The sequence below is a fragment of the Bacillus sp. FSL K6-2841 genome (assembly GCF_037976435.1).
GTDB classification, from domain to species: Bacteria; Bacillota; Bacilli; order Bacillales; family Bacillaceae; genus Bacillus; species Bacillus pumilus.
Genome location: NZ_CP150266.1, coordinates 2,262,917 through 2,279,831, shown reverse-complemented (window position 1 = coordinate 2,279,831; position 16,915 = coordinate 2,262,917). Strand labels below are relative to the sequence as shown.

Sequence of the window (16,915 nt, the reverse complement as noted above, 5' to 3'; positions counted from 1 at the left end):
CAGAAAATGGAGCGCTCACGTTATTTAAATGTATTGCTATACGCTGGTTTAGCAGCCATTCTATTCGTGGTGCTCTTCTTCCATGTAAAGCCTGAATCGCTCGACTTAGATTTGTTTTCAGTGAGCGAACAGACCATCTATTCTCCATCAACCGTTGATGATCAAGAAGCGACAGAAGAAAAGAAGCAAGAAGCAACAGATCAAGTAGAGGATCAATATACACTCAAAAAAGCGTATTCTGACAATCGTGTTGACCTCATCTCCTCCCTTTTTGAAGCCATTAAAGAAGAGAAGAAAGCAGCTGATGAAAAAGAAAATCCACCATCAGATAAAGAAATGGTCAAGCGTGTCAAAGAAAAACTCACATCAGATATGCAGGAGGCTGTATCAGACCAATCTATTAAAGCACTGCTTCAGGCAAGTGACGAAAATCTCTCTTTTACTAAAGATTCCATCATCACAGTGGTGAATTCACTGATGAGTAAAGAAATCACAGCAGCGAAATTACAAGAAGAGAAAAAACAAGTGAAAACAGAGCTTGAAAATAACTCAATTCCATCCAAATACTTAAATGCAGCGAAAGAAATCGGTGAATTTGCGATCATTCCAAACTATGTATTTGATCCAGTGGCGACAGAGAAGAAAAGACAAGAAGCCGCAGATAATATTCAGCCGGTTCAGATTAAGCAAGGGCAAATCTTAGTCGAAGAAGGAGAACTTATTGACCGAGAAGTGTATCGTAAATTAGAACTGACAGGGCTCTTAAACAGCTCCAATTTGATTAAGCCTGTAAGCGGTCTTATGATATTGATAGGTCTGTTCTTAGCAGCGATTATTCATTCACTTGAATCGAGGAAAAAATCGCTTGTTCATAAGAATAAGTCGTTGCTGCTCTATTCGCTCATTTTTACCATTATTTTAGTTATCATGGAAGTATTCAGTCTCTTTCAGGAAACAAAGTATACGACAATAGGTTATGTGGTGCCAGTGGCACTTGGCACGATGCTGATCAAGCTCCTTATCAATGAGCGGCTGGCGATCTTCTCTGGTCTTGTATTTGCTCTTTGCGGCAGTATGATGTTTAATCAAGGAGTAACCGGCGTCTTTAACTATGTGATCTGCGCTTATTACCTTGTGAGCGGGATGGCGGGCATTTTATTTTTGAGAAAGCATAATGCACGTTCAAAAATATTGCAGGCAGGGCTTTGGGTCGCTTTGGTGAATGTCCTTGTGGTTCTATCCATTACGCTGATTCAAAACTCCTCACCATCAGGGCTTGAAATCGGTGTAAACCTTATGATGGCGATTGTGTCAGGGTTTGCATCATCTATTTTGGTCATTGGGTTAATGCCTGTGTTTGAGAGTATGTTCGGTATTCTTTCAACAATGAAGCTGATTGAACTATCAAACCCAAATCATCCGCTGCTTAAAAAGATTTTAACAGAGACACCAGGTACATATCATCATAGTGTCATGGTGGCAAATTTAGCGGATGCTGCATGTGAAGCAGTCGGAGCAAACGGTCTTTTAGCAAGGGTTGGCGCTTATTATCATGACATTGGCAAAACGAAAAGGCCGCAATACTTTATTGAAAACCAAATGAATATTGATAATCCGCATGACAAACTTTCCCCTCAGCTAAGTAAAAATATCATTATTGCCCATACGACAGATGGAGCTGATATGCTGAGAGAAAAGAAGTTTCCCGAAGAGCTTGTCGATATTGCTGAACAGCATCACGGCAAGTCACTGTTAAAGTTCTTTTACTATAAGGCAAAAGAGCGTGATGATCAGGTGACAGAAGAAGAATTCCGTTATCCTGGTCCAAAGCCGCAATCAAAAGAAGCGGCGATTATTTCTGTAGCGGATAGCGTGGAAGCAGCGGTACGATCGATGCATAATCCAAATCCAGAGCGGATCGAAAAGCTCGTCAAAGGCATTATTTCCGATAAAATGCAGAATGGGCAATTCAGCGAATGTGATCTGACATTTAAAGAGTTAAATATTATTAGTCAAACGATTTGTACAACATTAAAGGGGATTTTCCATTCTCGGATTGAATATCCAGATGCCCCGAAGCAGAAGGTGAAGTAAATGACATTGTTAATCGATTTAATAGATGAAACAGGACAAGTAACAAAAGAGCAGCTTGAAGAAGTGGAAAAGCTTCTTCAATTCGCTGCTGATGCCCTTGAGGTCAAAGATCAAGCGGAGGTATCAGTGACGATCGTCTCAAATGAAGAGATTCATCAAATTAATAAAGAATACCGCGGAAAAGACGCACCGACAGATGTGATCTCCTTTGCACTTGAGGAAGAAGGAGAAGGGGAAATTGAAATCATTGGTGCTGATGATATTCCGCCTGTACTCGGTGACATCATCATTAGTGTGGATCGTACAAAAGAGCAGGCAGAGGAATACGGACATTCCTTTATGAGAGAACTTGGATTTCTCACCATTCATGGGTTCCTTCATTTACTCGGGTTTGATCATATGACAGAGGAAGATGAAAAAGAAATGTTCGCCAAACAGACAAAAATCTTGGATGATTATGGCCTTTCAAGATCTTCGTAAGAAGAGAAGGCCGCTTGCCCGTTTTTTTCGGAGTTTTTATTATGCATTTAGAGGAATATGGCGAACTTTCTTGAATGAACGGAATTTTCGATTTCACACAGTCGCAGCCATCATCGTGGTGATCTGCGGCTTTTGGTTTCACATTGAACCATTTGAATGGATGATCGTATTGCTTTTGTGCGGGGGGATGTTTGCGCTTGAACTTGTCAATACAGCCATTGAACATACAGTGGACCTTATGACAGAAGAGAGACACCCGCTTGCTGAGAAAGCGAAAGACGCCGCAGCAGGCGCTGTTTGCGTTTACGCCGCGATTTCGGTTATGATTGGGTTGAGCATCTTCTTACCGAAGATCATGCAATAGAACAATATTACTATTTATTAACATTTTTAGAAATGGGCGTGAAAATGTCACGTGAATTATGTAAAATATAAATGTGACAGTGGTACCATTTCTTCTGAAAGTGGGAACTAGGAATGAACAAACAAGAGTTGATTTCAGAAGCAGTTAAAGCAAGAGATTTTGCATATGTACCCTATTCGAAATTCAAAGTCGGTGCAGCATTGTTGTCGAATGATGGAAAAGTGTATGGCGGCTGCAACATTGAAAATGCAGCATATGGTATGTGTAATTGTGCGGAAAGAACAGCACTTTTTAAAGCCTATTCAGAAGGCATCACATCGTTTCAAATGCTAGCGGTAGTAGCTGATACAGACCGGCCTGTTTCGCCGTGCGGCGCATGCAGACAGGTTATTTCAGAGCTATGTGCACCTGACATGCCAGTGATTCTAACGAACTTAAAAGGACAAATATACGAAACAACAGTAAACGAACTATTGCCAGGCGCATTTTCACCGGAGGATTTAAATGACTAACGAAAGCTTCAAATCAGGATTTGTATCAATTATTGGTAGACCAAATGTAGGAAAATCAACCTTTCTTAATCGTGTGATTGGACAAAAGATCGCCATCATGAGTGATAAGCCCCAAACAACGCGAAACAAAGTGCAAGGTGTCTTAACAACAAACACGTCACAAACGATCTTTATCGATACACCAGGGATTCATAAACCTAAGCATAAGCTTGGTGATTTTATGATGAAAGTGGCTCAAAATACACTGAAGGAAGTCGACCTGATCTTGTTTATGATCAATGCAAAGGAAGGCTATGGCAAGGGTGATGAATTCATCATTGAACGACTCAAGCAAACATCTACACCAGTATTCCTAGTCGTCAATAAAATCGACCAAATTCATCCAGATGAGCTGTTCCTTTTAATTGATGAATACCGCACACGTTATCCATTTAAGGAAATTGTGCCAATTTCAGCTCTTGAAGGAAACAACATTGACACGCTTCTTCAGCAGATTGAAGGTTATCTTCCTGAGGGCCCGCAATTTTATCCAGCAGATCAAGTAACAGATCATCCAGAGCGGTTTATTATTTCTGAATTAATTCGTGAAAAAGTGCTGCATTTAACGAGAGAAGAGATCCCGCACAGCATTGCAGTTGCGATCGAATCCATTAAGCCAGATGAAAATGGCAAGATCCATGTGGCGGCGACCATTGTCGTAGAACGTGATTCACAAAAAGGGATTGTCATTGGTAAACGAGGCAGCTTATTAAAAGAAGTGGGACAAAAAGCGCGCAGAGATATCGAAGCACTTCTCGGTTCAAAAGTGTATCTGGAGCTTTGGGTAAAGGTTCAGAAGGACTGGCGTAATAAATCCACTCACCTTCGTGACTTCGGATTTAGAGACGACGAATATTAAAAAATCGCTGCTGTTGTCATAAAACCTGACAATGGTGCGGTTCGATTAGTAAAAATTGTTTATCATGAAATGGAGGTAGTCTGGTCAAGATAAAATTAATATGTTGGATGTAGCGTTGCTGCTTCTAATAAAGAAAGGTGGGGTTTTTATGTTGAATTTTACATGGAACGTATTTTCACAAACAGGAAGCGTTGACACGTATCTGCTTTTCAAAGAGTTAGAAAAGGAGAACCTGGAAAGACCCGATGTACTTGAAGAAGAGATAGCACGATTTGATTTTCCAATCTTATAATTCTTGACCCCCTCCAATGCTCGGAGTGTAGACAAATGCTCATTAAAAGTGAAGGAATCGTCCTTAGAACAACAGATTATGGCGAAACAAACAAAATTGTCACGCTGCTCACTAGAGAACATGGGAAAATTGGTGTGATGGCAAGAGGCGCGAAAAAATCAAACAGCCGCCTGTCAGCCATAAGCCAGCCGTTTTTATACGGAACCTTCCTGATCCAATCATCAACAGGACTTGGAACGCTCCAGCAAGGCGAAATGATTGAAAGTATGCGAACCATTCGGGAGGATTTATTCTTGACCGCATATGCCGCATATATGACAGAGTTACTCGATAAAGGTACAGAAGAAAAAAAGCCAAACCCTTATTTGTTTGAGCTCCTGCTTCAATCTCTGCGTCATCTGAATGAAGGCACAGATGCTGATATTATCTTATTTATCGTAGAGGTCAAAATGTTATCAGTGATGGGAATGAAGCCCGAACTGGATCAATGTGTCCACTGTGGTCAAAAAGAAGGGCAGTTTCATTTCTCGATTAGAGACAACGGCTTTATTTGCCAAAATTGCTTTTCTAAAGATCCGTATAAACTGCCCTTATCCCCAGCAGCTGCAAGGCTGCTCCGTTTATTTCATTATTTTGATTTATCAAGGCTCGGTCAGGTGGATGTGAAACCGCAGACGAAACAAGAAATTCGTCAAGTGCTCGATCACTACTATGAAGAGTATTCAGGCCTTTATTTGAAATCAAAAAAATTCATGAATCAGATGGAATCCATGAAAAAGCTCATGGGCGGGGAAAACAAAAGTTGACATCTTCCATGACTTTTTGTAAGATCATCTAAGATAAAATATGTTGCATTGACAGAAAGAAGTACTTGCGCAGAACCCATAAAAGCGACCTTAGGGCGGTGTGAGCTAAGGATGGAGGCGTAACGAAAGGCATTCTTGAGCAACGTAAAACAAAGCGGCTGGTTGCTACGATACCAGCAAATAGGGTGGAACCGCGGGAAAAACTCTCGTCCCTATGTTTGCAAGGAGCCTTGCGAGCATAGAGACGGGAGTTTTTGTGTTTTTTGCGAGGTTCTAGACCCACCCGCCATACATAGCGATGGTGTAGAAAAGATGGAGGTGCGATCATTGAATATTCAAGACATGATTTTGACACTGCAAAAGCATTGGTCAAATGAAGGCTGCGTATTAATGCAGGCGTATGACACAGAAAAAGGTGCCGGAACGATGAGTCCATACACGTTCCTCAGAAGCATTGGTCCAGAGCCATGGAAGGTAGCGTATGTAGAGCCTTCAAGACGCCCGGCTGATGGCAGATATGGAGAAAACCCAAATAGATTGTATCAGCATCATCAATTCCAAGTAATCATTAAGCCGTCACCTGACAATATTCAAGAACTGTATCTTGAATCATTGAAAGCGCTTGGTATTGACCCGCTGAAACATGATATTCGTTTTGTCGAAGACAACTGGGAGAACCCATCTCTTGGCTGTGCAGGACTTGGCTGGGAAGTATGGCTTGATGGAATGGAAATCACCCAATTCACGTATTTCCAGCAAGTCGGCGGCTTAGAATGTAAGCCTGTTTCCGTTGAAATCACATACGGTATTGAACGTCTTGCTTCCTACATCCAGGACGAAGAAAATGTCTTCGATCTTGAATGGACTGACGGTTTTACGGTCAGAGATTTATTCTTAATGGCTGAATATGAGCACTCTGTTTATACATTTGAAACATCTAATACTGACATGCTGTTTGAGCTATTTACGACTTATGAGAAGGAAGCGCATAGCCAAATGGACAAAGGGCTTGTTCACCCAGCATACGATTACGTACTGAAATGCTCTCATACGTTTAACTTGCTCGATGCAAAGGGCGCAATTTCTGTTACTGAGCGAACTGGTTATATCGGAAGAGTGCGTCAGTTAGCAAGAAAAGTAGCCAAAACCTATTATGAAGAACGAGAAAAATTGGGATTCCCTATGCTAAAAGAGGAGGCGGCTTCTCATGAATAAACAAGATGTATTACTCGAAATCGGCTTAGAAGAGATGCCGGCTCGCTTCATGCCAGAAAGCACAAAGCAGCTAGGCGAAAAAGTAAAAGCGTGGTTTGAAGCGCAAAACATTTCATTTGAAGATGCTGCTCTATTTAACTCACCAAGACGTCTTGCTGTACTTGTGAAAGGTGTCGCAGAAAAACAAGAAGACATCAAAGAAGAAGCAAAAGGTCCGGCTAAAAAAATCGCGCAAGATTCGGAAGGCAATTGGACAAAAGCAGCGGAAGGTTTTGCCCGCGGACAAGGTGCTTCAACAGATGATCTCTATTTTAAAGAGATCAAAGGAGTGGATTATGTCCATGTCCAGAAGTTTCAAGAAGGAAAGCAAGTTAAAGACCTTCTGCCAGCATTAGGTGAGATCGCTGCTTCATTAAGTTTTCCAAAGAACATGAGATGGGGAAGTAAAGATTTACGCTACATCCGTCCGATTAAATGGATTGTTTGTTTATTTGGAGAGGAGATTGTACCTGTTGACATTGCTGGGGTGAAAAGCGGCCGTGAGACAAGAGGACACCGTTTCCTTGGTAAGGCAACTACCATCGACTCTCCTGCTTCTTATGAGCAAACGTTGCGCGATCAATTTGTCATTGCAGATTCAGATAAAAGAAAACAATCTATTACCGAGCAGCTAAATGCTCTATCTTCTGAAAAAGGCTGGGTGATTCCTGTTGATCCTGAGCTTCTAGAAGAGGTCAACAATCTTGTAGAATACCCAACGGTACTATCTGGTTCCTTTGAAGAAGAATTCCTTGCATTGCCGGAGGAAGTTTTGGTAACCACAATGAAAGAGCATCAGCGCTATTTCCCTGTGAAAAATGAGCAAGGAGAATTATTGCCTCACTTTATTACGGTGAGAAACGGAAACAGTGAGGCGCTTGAAAATGTCGCAAGAGGGAACGAAAAAGTCCTTCGTGCGCGTTTATCAGATGCTGCCTTCTTCTATAAAGAAGACGAAAAACTAGTCATTGAAGACAATATTAAGAAGCTTGATAAGGTTGTATTCCATGAGAAACTTGGCACAATTGGCGACAAGCTAAAGAGAGTGACAGACATTGCGACGCGTCTAGCGGCACATGTCGGTGCAGATGACGAAACGACAGAGCGTGTGGCAAGAGCCGCCAGTATTTCGAAGTTTGACCTTGTGACTCAAATGGTCTATGAATTCCCAGAATTACAAGGAATCATGGGCGAGAAATATGCAAAAGCACTTGGTGAACATGAAGAAGTGGCTAAAAGCATCAACGAGCACTATATGCCGCGCTTTGCCGGTGATGAGGCGCCTTCCACTTTAATTGGTGCGATTGTGGCAGTAGCCGATAAGCTGGATTCTATTTGTTCCTTCTTCTCAATTGATGTCATTCCAACGGGCTCTCAAGATCCTTATGGACTAAGAAGACAAGCGAGCGGTATCGTTCAAATTCTGCTTGATCGTCATTGGAACATTTCATTCAAAGAGCTTTTGGCACTTGCTCAAGTAGAAGCCGCACATGAAACTGCTCTCATTGAATTTTTAACATACCGTTTAAAATATGTCCTCCAAGCAGAGCATATCCGTCATGATGTTGTCGATGCAGTACTGGATGTTGAAAATATTGAACCTTATGCAGTTGTGAAAAAAGCAGCTGTTCTTGAAGAGAGTGTGAAACAAGAAAGCTTCAAAGAAACAGCAGAAGCATTAGGACGCGTCATTTCAATCAGTAAAAAAGGAGAAGACGCAGAGATTCAGCCTGAGCTGTTTGAAAATGAACATGAGCAAAAGCTCTATGAGGCGTATCAGCAAGTAGAGACAGCTGTCAATGAACATGTAGCAGCAGGGCAATACAGTGCAGCGCTTGAGGCGCTTGATACGTTAAAAACACCGATTGTTCATTATTTCGATCACACAATGGTTCATGCAGATGATGAAAAGCTGAAGCGAAATCGTTTGGCACAAATGGTGAAACTAGCTAAAGTCATTCAATCATTTGCGAATATGAACAATTTAATTGTAAAATAAATACCTAAGAACGGTTGCCTTTTTTTGAAGGGCAATCGTTTTTTACTCATTTAATTCACGGTTTTTGAGTGGATTTTTGTTTCATTCGGACAAAGATGCGCTATAATATGATGAGTTATGAAAATGATATACATAAAGTAAAGATTCGCTCTCTCTATTTAAAGGTGGTGAGTACAATCGAGTTAAATAAACGGCAAGAGCAGATTTTACAGATTGTCAAAGAGAATGGTCCGATCACTGGAGAGCATATCGCCGATCGGCTGAACTTAACTAGGGCGACCCTCAGACCGGATTTAGCCATATTAACGATGTCAGGCTTTTTAGAAGCAAGACCAAGAGTCGGCTACTTTTTCACAGGAAAAACAGGCACGCAGCTTTTAGCAGATAAGCTGAAAAAACTTCAAGTGAAAGATTTTCAATCCATTCCAGTGGTGATACATGAGAATGTTTCAGTTTATGATGCGATTTGTACGATGTTTTTAGAGGATGTGGGCACATTATTCGTTGTGGACGATCACTCTATTTTAACAGGGGTGTTGTCAAGGAAGGATCTCCTTCGCGCGAGTATTGGAAAACAGGAGCTTCCATCGATTCCTGTCCATATCATTATGACAAGAATGCCGAACATCACCGTTTGCCGCAAGGAAGATTTCATTATGGATGTGGCGAAGCACTTGATTGAAAAGCAGATAGACGCACTTCCTGTTATAAAAGATACGGATAAAGGCTTTGAAGTGGTCGGCAGAATTACAAAAACAAACATGACGAAAATACTTGTTAGCTTATCGGAGAACGAAATAATCTAATTTCAGAAGACTGCGAGGGGATGTTATGAGTAATCGCGTAATTTTTGTGGTATCAGATTCAGTAGGAGAAACGGCAGAGCTCGTAGTCAAAGCGGCACTTAGCCAATTTGATGGCGGCTCATCAGACCATTCAAATATTAGAAGAATCCCATATGTAGAGGATGTCGGTACGATTAAAGAAGTCATTTCACTGGCGAAAGCAGATAACGGAATCGTCTGCTTTACTCTTGTTGTGCCAGAAATGCGCCAATTCTTAATCGAAGAGGCAGAAGCAAACGGAGTTGTTTATTATGACATCATCGGACCACTGATCGACAAAATGGAGACTGCTTATGGAAATGAAGCGAAACATGAGCCGGGGCGTGTACGTCAATTAGATGAGGACTATTTTAAGAAGGTTGAAGCCATTGAGTTCGCAGTGAAGTATGATGACGGCAGAGACCCAAGAGGCATTCTAAAGGCTGATATTGTGCTCATCGGTGTATCACGTACATCTAAGACACCACTATCTCAATACTTGGCGCATAAACGGCTGAAGGTAGCGAACGTTCCAATTGTTCCTGAAGTAGATCCGCCAGAGGAGTTATTTTCAGTTGATCCAAAGAAATGCATCGGTCTGAAAATCAGTCCAGACAAACTAAATCATATTCGTAAAGAGCGTTTGAAATCTCTAGGTTTAAATGATCGCGCCATTTATGCGAACATTGAACGGATTAAAGAAGAGCTAGAGTATTTTGAAAAAGTGGTGGACCGCATTAACTGTCAAGTTGTTGATGTATCGAATAAAGCAGTTGAAGAAACGGCAAATGTTATTCATCAAATGCTGACCAAAAGAGGTTCCGAATAAACTCAGGATGCTCCTCCTGGGTTTTTCCTATGGTGGGAAACGGGTAAACAAAAACAATGGCATATTTGCTGTATTTGTATTATAATAAAAAATTGTGATAAAATGATTGATTTTAGGTTTAAGTTAAGTCAAGAACGAATAAACTAATATTGGCAGAAGTCAAGTGATTCTGAACATAACTTTTCGACAAAATGAGTTGTACTGTTGTTAGCTATATGGGGGAAAAGTATGGTCTTTTTGCTTCTCTAAAGCAGGAATAAGGTGGAGGGATGGAGAATTAGTCACCTGAATGAACATAAACAAGAGAGGACGATTTATGTCGATGCAGATGCTTGTCCTGTAAAAGACGAAATCCTTTCTGTCGCATCTCAATTTCAAGTACCTGTGACGTTCATTGCTTCATATGAGCATTTTCAAACCAAAAGATCTCCACTTGAAGATTGGCGGTTTGTAGATACACATAAGGAAGCAGCGGATTTAGTCATTGCGAACTCAGCTGCCGCGCATGATATTGTCGTCACCCAAGACATTGGTCTTGCCTCCTTACTGCTTCCAAGACAGGTCATTGTCCTGTCTGAAAGAGGACGGATGTACACGAACGAAACAATTGATTTTGATTTGGAACGCAGGCATGTTTCCAGTAAACAGCGAAGAAAAGGTGTATACGGAAAAGGTCCCAAAAAGCTTTTAGAAGAGGATAAAAAGCGATTTATTGCGCAACTACAAAAAATCCTGTCGAATCATGAAGGATTTTTGAATTAAAAGGCGAATAATGTACGACGGAGTGTTATTAGGATGAGCAAACGTATACCAGATGAACTTTTGGAGCAAATCCAAAAAAACGCAGACATTGTCGAAGTGATTGGAGAATACGTACAGCTTAGAAAGCAAGGTCGAAATTACTTCGGTCTTTGTCCATTCCATGGTGAAAATACTCCTTCATTCTCTGTTTCAGCAGATAAGCAAATCTTCCATTGTTTTGGCTGTGGTGCAGGAGGTAATGTATTTTCGTTCCTCAGACAAATGGAAGGCTACTCATTTATTGAAGCCGTTTCACATGTTGCTGATAAGTACCATATTGATTTGCCTGATCATGTAGCAAATGCTCAGATCAGCTCCTCACAGCAAGAGGACACTGCAGATCATAAAATGATTGAAGCGCATGAGCTTCTTAAGAAATTTTACCACCATTTGCTGGTAAATACAAAGGAAGGTCAAAACGCTCTCGATTATTTACGGGCGAGAGGCTTTACAGATGAAACAATTGCCAAGTTTGAGATCGGATATGCTCTTGACTCTTGGGATTTTGTGACCAAGTTTTTAGAAAAACGAGGGTTTGATCCTGCGATGATGGAGAAGGCCGGTCTTTTGATTCAACGTGAAAACGGAACAGGCTTTTTTGACCGCTTTAGGGATCGTGTGATGTTTCCCATTCATGATCATCATGGGACAGTCGTCGCTTTTTCCGGAAGATCGCTTGGTGATCAGCAGCCTAAATATATGAATAGTCCTGAAACGCCACTTTTTCATAAAAGTAAGCTGCTTTATCACTTTCATGACGCGCGTATGCATATTCGAAAACGCGAACGAGCGGTTCTTTTCGAAGGATTTGCTGACGTCATCTCAGCTGTCACATCAGGTGTCGGCGAAAGTGTTGCAACAATGGGTACGTCTCTAACAGAAGAGCACGTAAAACTTCTCAGACGGAACGTAGAAGAGATTATTCTTTGCTATGACTCTGATACGGCCGGTTATGAAGCCACCATGAAAGCATCAGATTTGCTTGGAAAAAGAGGATGTAAAGTTCGCGTTGCCATGATACCAGATGGACTTGATCCAGATGATTACATTCGTAAATATGGCGGCGAGAAATTTAGGAATGACATCATAGATGCAAGTGTGACATTAATGACTTTTAAGATGAACTTTTTCCGTAGGGGAAAGAATTTATCTGATGAAGGAGACCGGCTTACTTATATGAAGCAGGTACTCCGAGAAATTAGCCGGTTAAACGGTTCCTTGGAACAAGAGATTTACATGAAACAGCTTGCTGGAGAGTTCTCGATCTCACTTGATTCATTAAAGGAACAACTGGACCTGTTTGAAAAACAGCAGCGTCAAGAAGCTAAAAGCACGCAGGAAGAAAGCGGGCTTGAAAAACGGCGTGCACATCTGTCAACACAGGTACGGAGAAAGCGTCTGCGGCCAGCGTATGAAAATGCAGAGCGAATGCTGCTTGCTCATATGGTAAAAAGCGATGACGTGATCCGCAAAGTACTGGACAGAGTAGGGATTGAATTTAATATAGATTCTCACAGGGCGCTGGCCACGTACATTTATGCTTTGTATGAAGAAGGCAAAGAACCAACGCCGCAGCACCTGATGAACCGTATAGAAGATGATGTCATCAATCAGCTTCTGACGGATATATTCATGATTCAAGTTGGAGACGAACTAAGTGAAGCTGAATTAAGTGATTATGTAAAGAAAGTGTTGAATCATCGGAATTTGTCAATGATAAAGGAAAAAGAACTAGAACGTGCAGAAGCGGAGAGGCAAAAAGATTTCTTCAAAGCGGCAACACTTGCAAAAGAAATTATTCAGTTGAACCGTTCGCTGAAGTAATACGTCTAATATTTATGACAAGACTTACGGCTGGCAATGAATCCTTTACGGGAGGAGCATAAGACCGCAAGCATCTTGCCTTCATCATTATTTATTTTATTCCTATTTGCTCATCTGTTTGATAAAGAGAGAAAAGCAGGGCGGAAGCAAATCGCAAGTTACTTTAGAATTCGTTGCAAGCTTTGGAAGGAGGGATCCATAATGGCTGATAAACAAGCCCACGAAACCGAAACTGAACTAACCTTTGAACAGGTGAGAGATAAGCTCACTGAAACGGGTAAAAAACGGGGCGTTTTAACATACGAAGAAATTGCAGAGCGTATGTCTAGCTTTGAAATTGAATCAGACCAAATGGATGAATACTATGAATACTTAGGCGAACAGGGTGTAGAGCTCATTAGTGAAAACGAAGAGACAGAAGACCCAAATGTTCAGCAGCTGGCTAAAGCGGAAGAAGAATTTGACCTGAATGATTTAAGCGTACCACCAGGTGTCAAAATTAATGATCCTGTTCGTATGTACTTAAAAGAAATCGGACGCGTCAATTTGTTATCTGCTAAAGAAGAAATTACGTATGCTCAAAAGATCGAAGAAGGCGATGAGGAATCAAAAAGAAGATTAGCGGAAGCGAACCTTCGTCTCGTTGTCAGCATCGCGAAACGCTACGTCGGTCGTGGTATGCTGTTCCTAGACTTGATTCAAGAAGGAAACATGGGTCTTATGAAGGCAGTTGAGAAGTTTGATTACCGAAAAGGATACAAATTCTCAACATATGCGACTTGGTGGATTAGACAGGCGATCACGCGTGCGATTGCCGATCAGGCAAGAACAATCAGGATCCCGGTTCATATGGTGGAAACCATTAATAAATTGATCCGTGTTCAAAGACAGCTTCTGCAAGACCTAGGCAGAGAACCAACGCCAGAGGAAATTGCTGAAGACATGGATTTAACGCCAGAAAAGGTTAGAGAAATTCTTAAAATTGCGCAAGAGCCTGTATCTTTAGAAACACCTATTGGTGAAGAAGATGACTCGCACCTTGGTGATTTTATTGAAGACCAAGAGGCGACATCTCCATCTGATCATGCTGCATACGAATTGTTAAAAGAGCAGCTTGAAGATGTATTAGACACGCTAACGGACCGTGAAGAAAATGTACTAAGACTACGTTTCGGACTAGATGACGGAAGAACACGTACGTTAGAAGAGGTTGGAAAGGTGTTCGGCGTCACAAGAGAGCGTATCCGCCAAATTGAAGCGAAAGCTCTGCGTAAATTAAGACACCCAAGCAGAAGTAAACGATTAAAAGACTTCTTAGAGTAGAAACTGGACGGATCTTGAAAGAGATCCGTTCTTTCTTCATCAAAAATGAAAACGCTTTTTTCAATCTGATTATATTTTACTGAATAAATAATGAATTTGCAACGTTCTTAGAGAAAAGATGTATAAAAAATACATCAAAATGTGCTGAAGGCTTCATTTCTCATCTTTGCATCATTTTTGTCTAATCTGTGAACTTGACCAAAGTTTTGTATCATAATTCGTTTACTTTTTGTAAAATTAAAGTAGAATTAGAATTGTTTGTATAGTCTTAAAGGGGTTTTCACAAAGGGGAGGATGAAAGAAATGAAACGGAATCCACTTATACCATTCTTATTGATTGCCATTTTAGGTATTGGACTCACTTTTTTCTTATCAATGAAGGGGTTGAAAGATGAAGACAAAATCGCCTCTGGAGGCGAGGAGCAAAAGCAAGAAGAAACAGCAAATGCGACGCCGGAAGAATTGTATAAACAGAACTGTATTAGCTGTCATGGGGAAAACTATGAAGGCGGTGCTGGTCCTGCATTAAAAGGTGTTGGCGACAAGCTTGAAGTAGCAGACATCAAGAAGAAAATTCAAGAAGGCGGCAATGGGATGCCAGGCGGGCTGATTCCGAATGAAAAGCTTGATGAAATGTCAGAATGGGTATCCAAAATTAAATAATGTTACGCAAAAAGCTCTTTTTGATCAGAAGAGCTTTTTTCATTTGAAAACGACTTTTAATTTATATAAGATAGACAAGAATGAACATTAAAGAAAAGTAGTGATACGTATGAATGAAATGAATTTATCAAAACGATTAAAAAGAGTCGCAGACTTTTTACCACATGAGGCTGTCTTTGCTGATATCGGCTCAGATCATGCCTATTTGCCGTGTTATGCGATCCTGCATCAAAAAGCAGTAAAAGCGATTGCTGGTGAAATTACAGAAGGTCCGCTTCAATCAGCGAAGCAGCAAGTACATAGACTTGAATTAGATGACCAGATCTCGGTCAGAAAAGGAAATGGCCTTGAAGTCATTGAAAAGGGCGAAGTGAATGCTGTAACGATTGCAGGTATGGGCGGAGCACTCATCGCAAGCATTTTAAATGACGGCAAGCATAAGCTTACAGGCCTTGAAAGGCTCATTCTTCAGCCAAATATCCATGCTCATCACATTCGTTTATGGCTCTATCAAGAGGGGTATGAATTGATAGATGAAGTTATTTTAGAAGAGGATGGCAAAATATACGAAATCATCATCGCCGAAAAAGGCGACAAAGATAAAGCCTATGAAGGGATGTCAATTGAAACAGGCATGCTAGTTGGGCCGTTTCTTGCGAAAGAGCAAAATGACGTCTTCCGTCGCAAGTGGATGCAAGAGCTTCAGCATATGGAGAAGATAGAAAGTCAAATCCAGCAGGCAGCGCAAACAGAAGAGAACAACGATCGCCTTGAAGAGTTGCATGTGAAAATAAAGATTCTAAAGGAGGTTTTGACTGTTGGCTAAAACAGTAAACGGACATGAAATCATCCAATTATTTGAACAATTTTCACCAAAGGCATATGCCATGGAAGGTGACAAAATTGGTCTTCAGATCGGGACATTAAATAAAAAAGTAACCAATGTTATGATCACTTTGGATGTATTAGAGAATGTAGTAGATGAGGCGATCGAGCGAAAAGTGGATCTCATTATTGCTCACCATCCGCCGATTTTTCGTCCATTAAAACATGTAGCGACAGATCAGCCGGCTGGACGGATCATTGAGAAATGCATCAAACACGATATTGCAGTATATGTGGCACATACGAATTTAGATGTGGCTGACGGAGGAGTTAATGATTTGCTTGCTGAGGCTCTAGAGCTTGAAGAAACAAGTGTGCTAGTGCCGACATATGAAGATCCAATCAAACAGCTTGCCCTCTATGTCCCGCAGGAATTTGAAGAAGCCATCCGTACAGCTTTAGGAAATGCGGGTGCCGGTCATATTGGCAACTATAGCCATTGTGTGTTTTCAAATGAAGGGACAGGCAGTTTTTTGCCATCAGAAGATGCGGATCCGTTTATTGGTGAGACCGGTCAATTGGAATTTGTGAAAGAAGTGCGGATTGAAACCATTTTCCCAGCAAGTATTGAAAAACAAGTCATTCGTGAAATGATCAAGGCACATCCTTATGAAGAAGTCGCCTATAGTGTACACACGACAGATCTTCCTCCTATTCAAAAAGGTCTTGGCCGTATAGGGGAGCTAAGAGAGCCAATGCCCCTTGGAGACTTTACACGATTTGTGAAGACAAAGCTCGATGTAAATGGTGCTCGCTTTGTAGGTGATCAGGATGCTGTTGTGAAAAAAGTAGCTGTGCTTGGCGGAGACGGAAATAAATACATTCATCAAGCGAAAAGAATGGGTGCTGATGTGTATGTGACAGGGGATCTTTATTTCCATGTCGCCCATGATGCCATGATGCTCGGGCTGAATGTAGTGGACCCAGGGCATTATGCAGAAAAGATTATGAAAGAGGGCGTAAAGACGAAGCTTCAATCCCTATGTTCAGATAAAAAGTATGATGTACAGCTCTTTGTTTCTGAATCGAACACAAATCCATTTCAATTTATGTAAATAAAAAACGTC

Annotated in this window: 17 protein-coding genes; all 17 read left to right on the top strand. The window is 41.2% G+C overall.

Features of this window, described 5'->3' with window-relative positions:
• Positions 1-6 precede the first annotated feature (6 nt).
• The 17 genes from MHH68_RS11560 to MHH68_RS11480 all read left to right on the top strand — a co-directional run bounded on the left by MHH68_RS11560 (position 7) and on the right by MHH68_RS11480 (position 16,903).
• Positions 7-2,094, top strand: coding sequence for an HD family phosphohydrolase (locus tag MHH68_RS11560; RefSeq protein ID WP_339165792.1), 2,088 nt, complete (start codon positions 7-9; stop codon positions 2,092-2,094).
• A complete protein-coding gene (gene ybeY, locus MHH68_RS11555; RefSeq protein ID WP_061408615.1) occupies positions 2,095-2,574 on the top strand; it encodes an rRNA maturation RNase YbeY in 480 nt (159 codons plus the stop codon).
• Positions 2,552-2,938: a diacylglycerol kinase family protein gene (locus MHH68_RS11550; RefSeq protein WP_339163152.1), complete on the top strand. Its 387-nt coding sequence runs from the start codon at positions 2,552-2,554 to the stop codon at positions 2,936-2,938. The genes ybeY and MHH68_RS11550 overlap by 23 nt, the downstream gene beginning before the upstream one ends.
• Positions 2,939-3,051: 113 nt before the next feature.
• A complete protein-coding gene (locus MHH68_RS11545) occupies positions 3,052-3,450 on the top strand; it encodes a cytidine deaminase (protein ID WP_003217296.1) in 399 nt (132 codons plus the stop codon).
• The gene (gene era, locus MHH68_RS11540) at positions 3,443-4,348 is read left to right on the top strand and encodes a GTPase Era (protein WP_058014648.1); all 906 of its coding nucleotides are present in this window, start codon (positions 3,443-3,445) and stop codon (positions 4,346-4,348) included. The genes MHH68_RS11545 and era overlap by 8 nt, the downstream gene beginning before the upstream one ends.
• Before the next feature lie 148 nt (positions 4,349-4,496).
• Positions 4,497-4,640, top strand: a complete 144-nt coding sequence (locus MHH68_RS11535; protein WP_003217288.1) for a YqzL family protein — start codon at positions 4,497-4,499, stop codon at positions 4,638-4,640.
• Between the two features lie 35 nt (positions 4,641-4,675).
• Positions 4,676-5,446 (top strand): DNA repair protein RecO, encoded by a 771-nt coding sequence (recO, locus tag MHH68_RS11530; RefSeq protein ID WP_034661344.1) that lies wholly within the window; start codon positions 4,676-4,678, stop codon positions 5,444-5,446.
• 327 nt (positions 5,447-5,773) lie between these two features.
• On the top strand, positions 5,774-6,661 hold the full coding sequence (gene glyQ / locus MHH68_RS11525; RefSeq protein ID WP_339163148.1) for a glycine--tRNA ligase subunit alpha: 888 nt from the start codon (positions 5,774-5,776) through the stop codon (positions 6,659-6,661).
• Entirely contained in the window at positions 6,654-8,699 is a 2,046-nt protein-coding gene (glyS, locus tag MHH68_RS11520; protein WP_339163145.1) for a glycine--tRNA ligase subunit beta, read from the top strand. Before glyQ ends, glyS begins: the two co-directional genes overlap by 8 nt.
• A 167-nt stretch (positions 8,700-8,866) precedes the next feature.
• Positions 8,867-9,505: a helix-turn-helix transcriptional regulator gene (locus MHH68_RS11515; RefSeq protein ID WP_024423017.1), complete on the top strand. Its 639-nt coding sequence runs from the start codon at positions 8,867-8,869 to the stop codon at positions 9,503-9,505.
• 25 nt (positions 9,506-9,530) lie between these two features.
• Positions 9,531-10,352, top strand: a complete 822-nt coding sequence (locus MHH68_RS11510) for a pyruvate, water dikinase regulatory protein (protein ID WP_008342399.1) — start codon at positions 9,531-9,533, stop codon at positions 10,350-10,352.
• A 261-nt stretch (positions 10,353-10,613) separates the two neighbouring features.
• Positions 10,614-11,114, top strand: a complete 501-nt coding sequence (locus MHH68_RS11505; RefSeq protein WP_060596665.1) for a YaiI/YqxD family protein — start codon at positions 10,614-10,616, stop codon at positions 11,112-11,114.
• Positions 11,115-11,147: 33 nt separating this feature from the next.
• Positions 11,148-12,977 carry a DNA primase gene (gene dnaG, locus MHH68_RS11500; protein WP_058014652.1) on the top strand — a complete coding sequence of 610 codons (1,830 nt, stop codon included), beginning with the start codon at positions 11,148-11,150 and terminating at the stop codon, positions 12,975-12,977.
• 201 nt (positions 12,978-13,178) lie between these two features.
• Positions 13,179-14,300 (top strand): RNA polymerase sigma factor RpoD, encoded by a 1,122-nt coding sequence (rpoD, locus tag MHH68_RS11495; protein WP_008342392.1) that lies wholly within the window; start codon positions 13,179-13,181, stop codon positions 14,298-14,300.
• 303 nt (positions 14,301-14,603) lie between these two features.
• On the top strand, positions 14,604-14,963 hold the full coding sequence (gene cccA, locus MHH68_RS11490; RefSeq protein ID WP_058014653.1) for a cytochrome c550: 360 nt from the start codon (positions 14,604-14,606) through the stop codon (positions 14,961-14,963).
• Between the two features lie 109 nt (positions 14,964-15,072).
• Entirely contained in the window at positions 15,073-15,789 is a 717-nt protein-coding gene (locus MHH68_RS11485) for a tRNA (adenine(22)-N(1))-methyltransferase TrmK (protein ID WP_180310506.1), read from the top strand.
• Positions 15,782-16,903: a Nif3-like dinuclear metal center hexameric protein gene (locus MHH68_RS11480; protein ID WP_339163139.1), complete on the top strand. Its 1,122-nt coding sequence runs from the start codon at positions 15,782-15,784 to the stop codon at positions 16,901-16,903. The genes MHH68_RS11485 and MHH68_RS11480 overlap by 8 nt, the downstream gene beginning before the upstream one ends.
• Positions 16,904-16,915 lie beyond the last annotated feature (12 nt).

What these genes read in the sequence shown, in the direction of transcription:
- MHH68_RS11545 (WP_003217296.1), top strand. Translation starts at nt 3,052, where the DNA reads ATGAACAAACAAGAGTTGATTTCAGAAGCAGTTAAAGCAAGAGATTTT.
- MHH68_RS11485 (WP_180310506.1), top strand. Translation starts at nt 15,073, where the DNA reads ATGAATGAAATGAATTTATCAAAACGATTAAAAAGAGTCGCAGACTTT.
- dnaG (WP_058014652.1), top strand. Translation starts at nt 11,148, where the DNA reads ATGAGCAAACGTATACCAGATGAACTTTTGGAGCAAATCCAAAAAAAC.
- MHH68_RS11510 (WP_008342399.1), top strand. Translation starts at nt 9,531, where the DNA reads ATGAGTAATCGCGTAATTTTTGTGGTATCAGATTCAGTAGGAGAAACG.
- era (WP_058014648.1), top strand. Translation starts at nt 3,443, where the DNA reads ATGACTAACGAAAGCTTCAAATCAGGATTTGTATCAATTATTGGTAGA.
- ybeY (WP_061408615.1), top strand. Translation starts at nt 2,095, where the DNA reads ATGACATTGTTAATCGATTTAATAGATGAAACAGGACAAGTAACAAAA.
- cccA (WP_058014653.1), top strand. Translation starts at nt 14,604, where the DNA reads ATGAAACGGAATCCACTTATACCATTCTTATTGATTGCCATTTTAGGT.
- MHH68_RS11535 (WP_003217288.1), top strand. Translation starts at nt 4,497, where the DNA reads ATGTTGAATTTTACATGGAACGTATTTTCACAAACAGGAAGCGTTGAC.
- MHH68_RS11560 (WP_339165792.1), top strand. Translation starts at nt 7, where the DNA reads ATGGAGCGCTCACGTTATTTAAATGTATTGCTATACGCTGGTTTAGCA.
- rpoD (WP_008342392.1), top strand. Translation starts at nt 13,179, where the DNA reads ATGGCTGATAAACAAGCCCACGAAACCGAAACTGAACTAACCTTTGAA.
- recO (WP_034661344.1), top strand. Translation starts at nt 4,676, where the DNA reads ATGCTCATTAAAAGTGAAGGAATCGTCCTTAGAACAACAGATTATGGC.
- MHH68_RS11550 (WP_339163152.1), top strand. Translation starts at nt 2,552, where the DNA reads ATGGCCTTTCAAGATCTTCGTAAGAAGAGAAGGCCGCTTGCCCGTTTT.
- glyS (WP_339163145.1), top strand. Translation starts at nt 6,654, where the DNA reads ATGAATAAACAAGATGTATTACTCGAAATCGGCTTAGAAGAGATGCCG.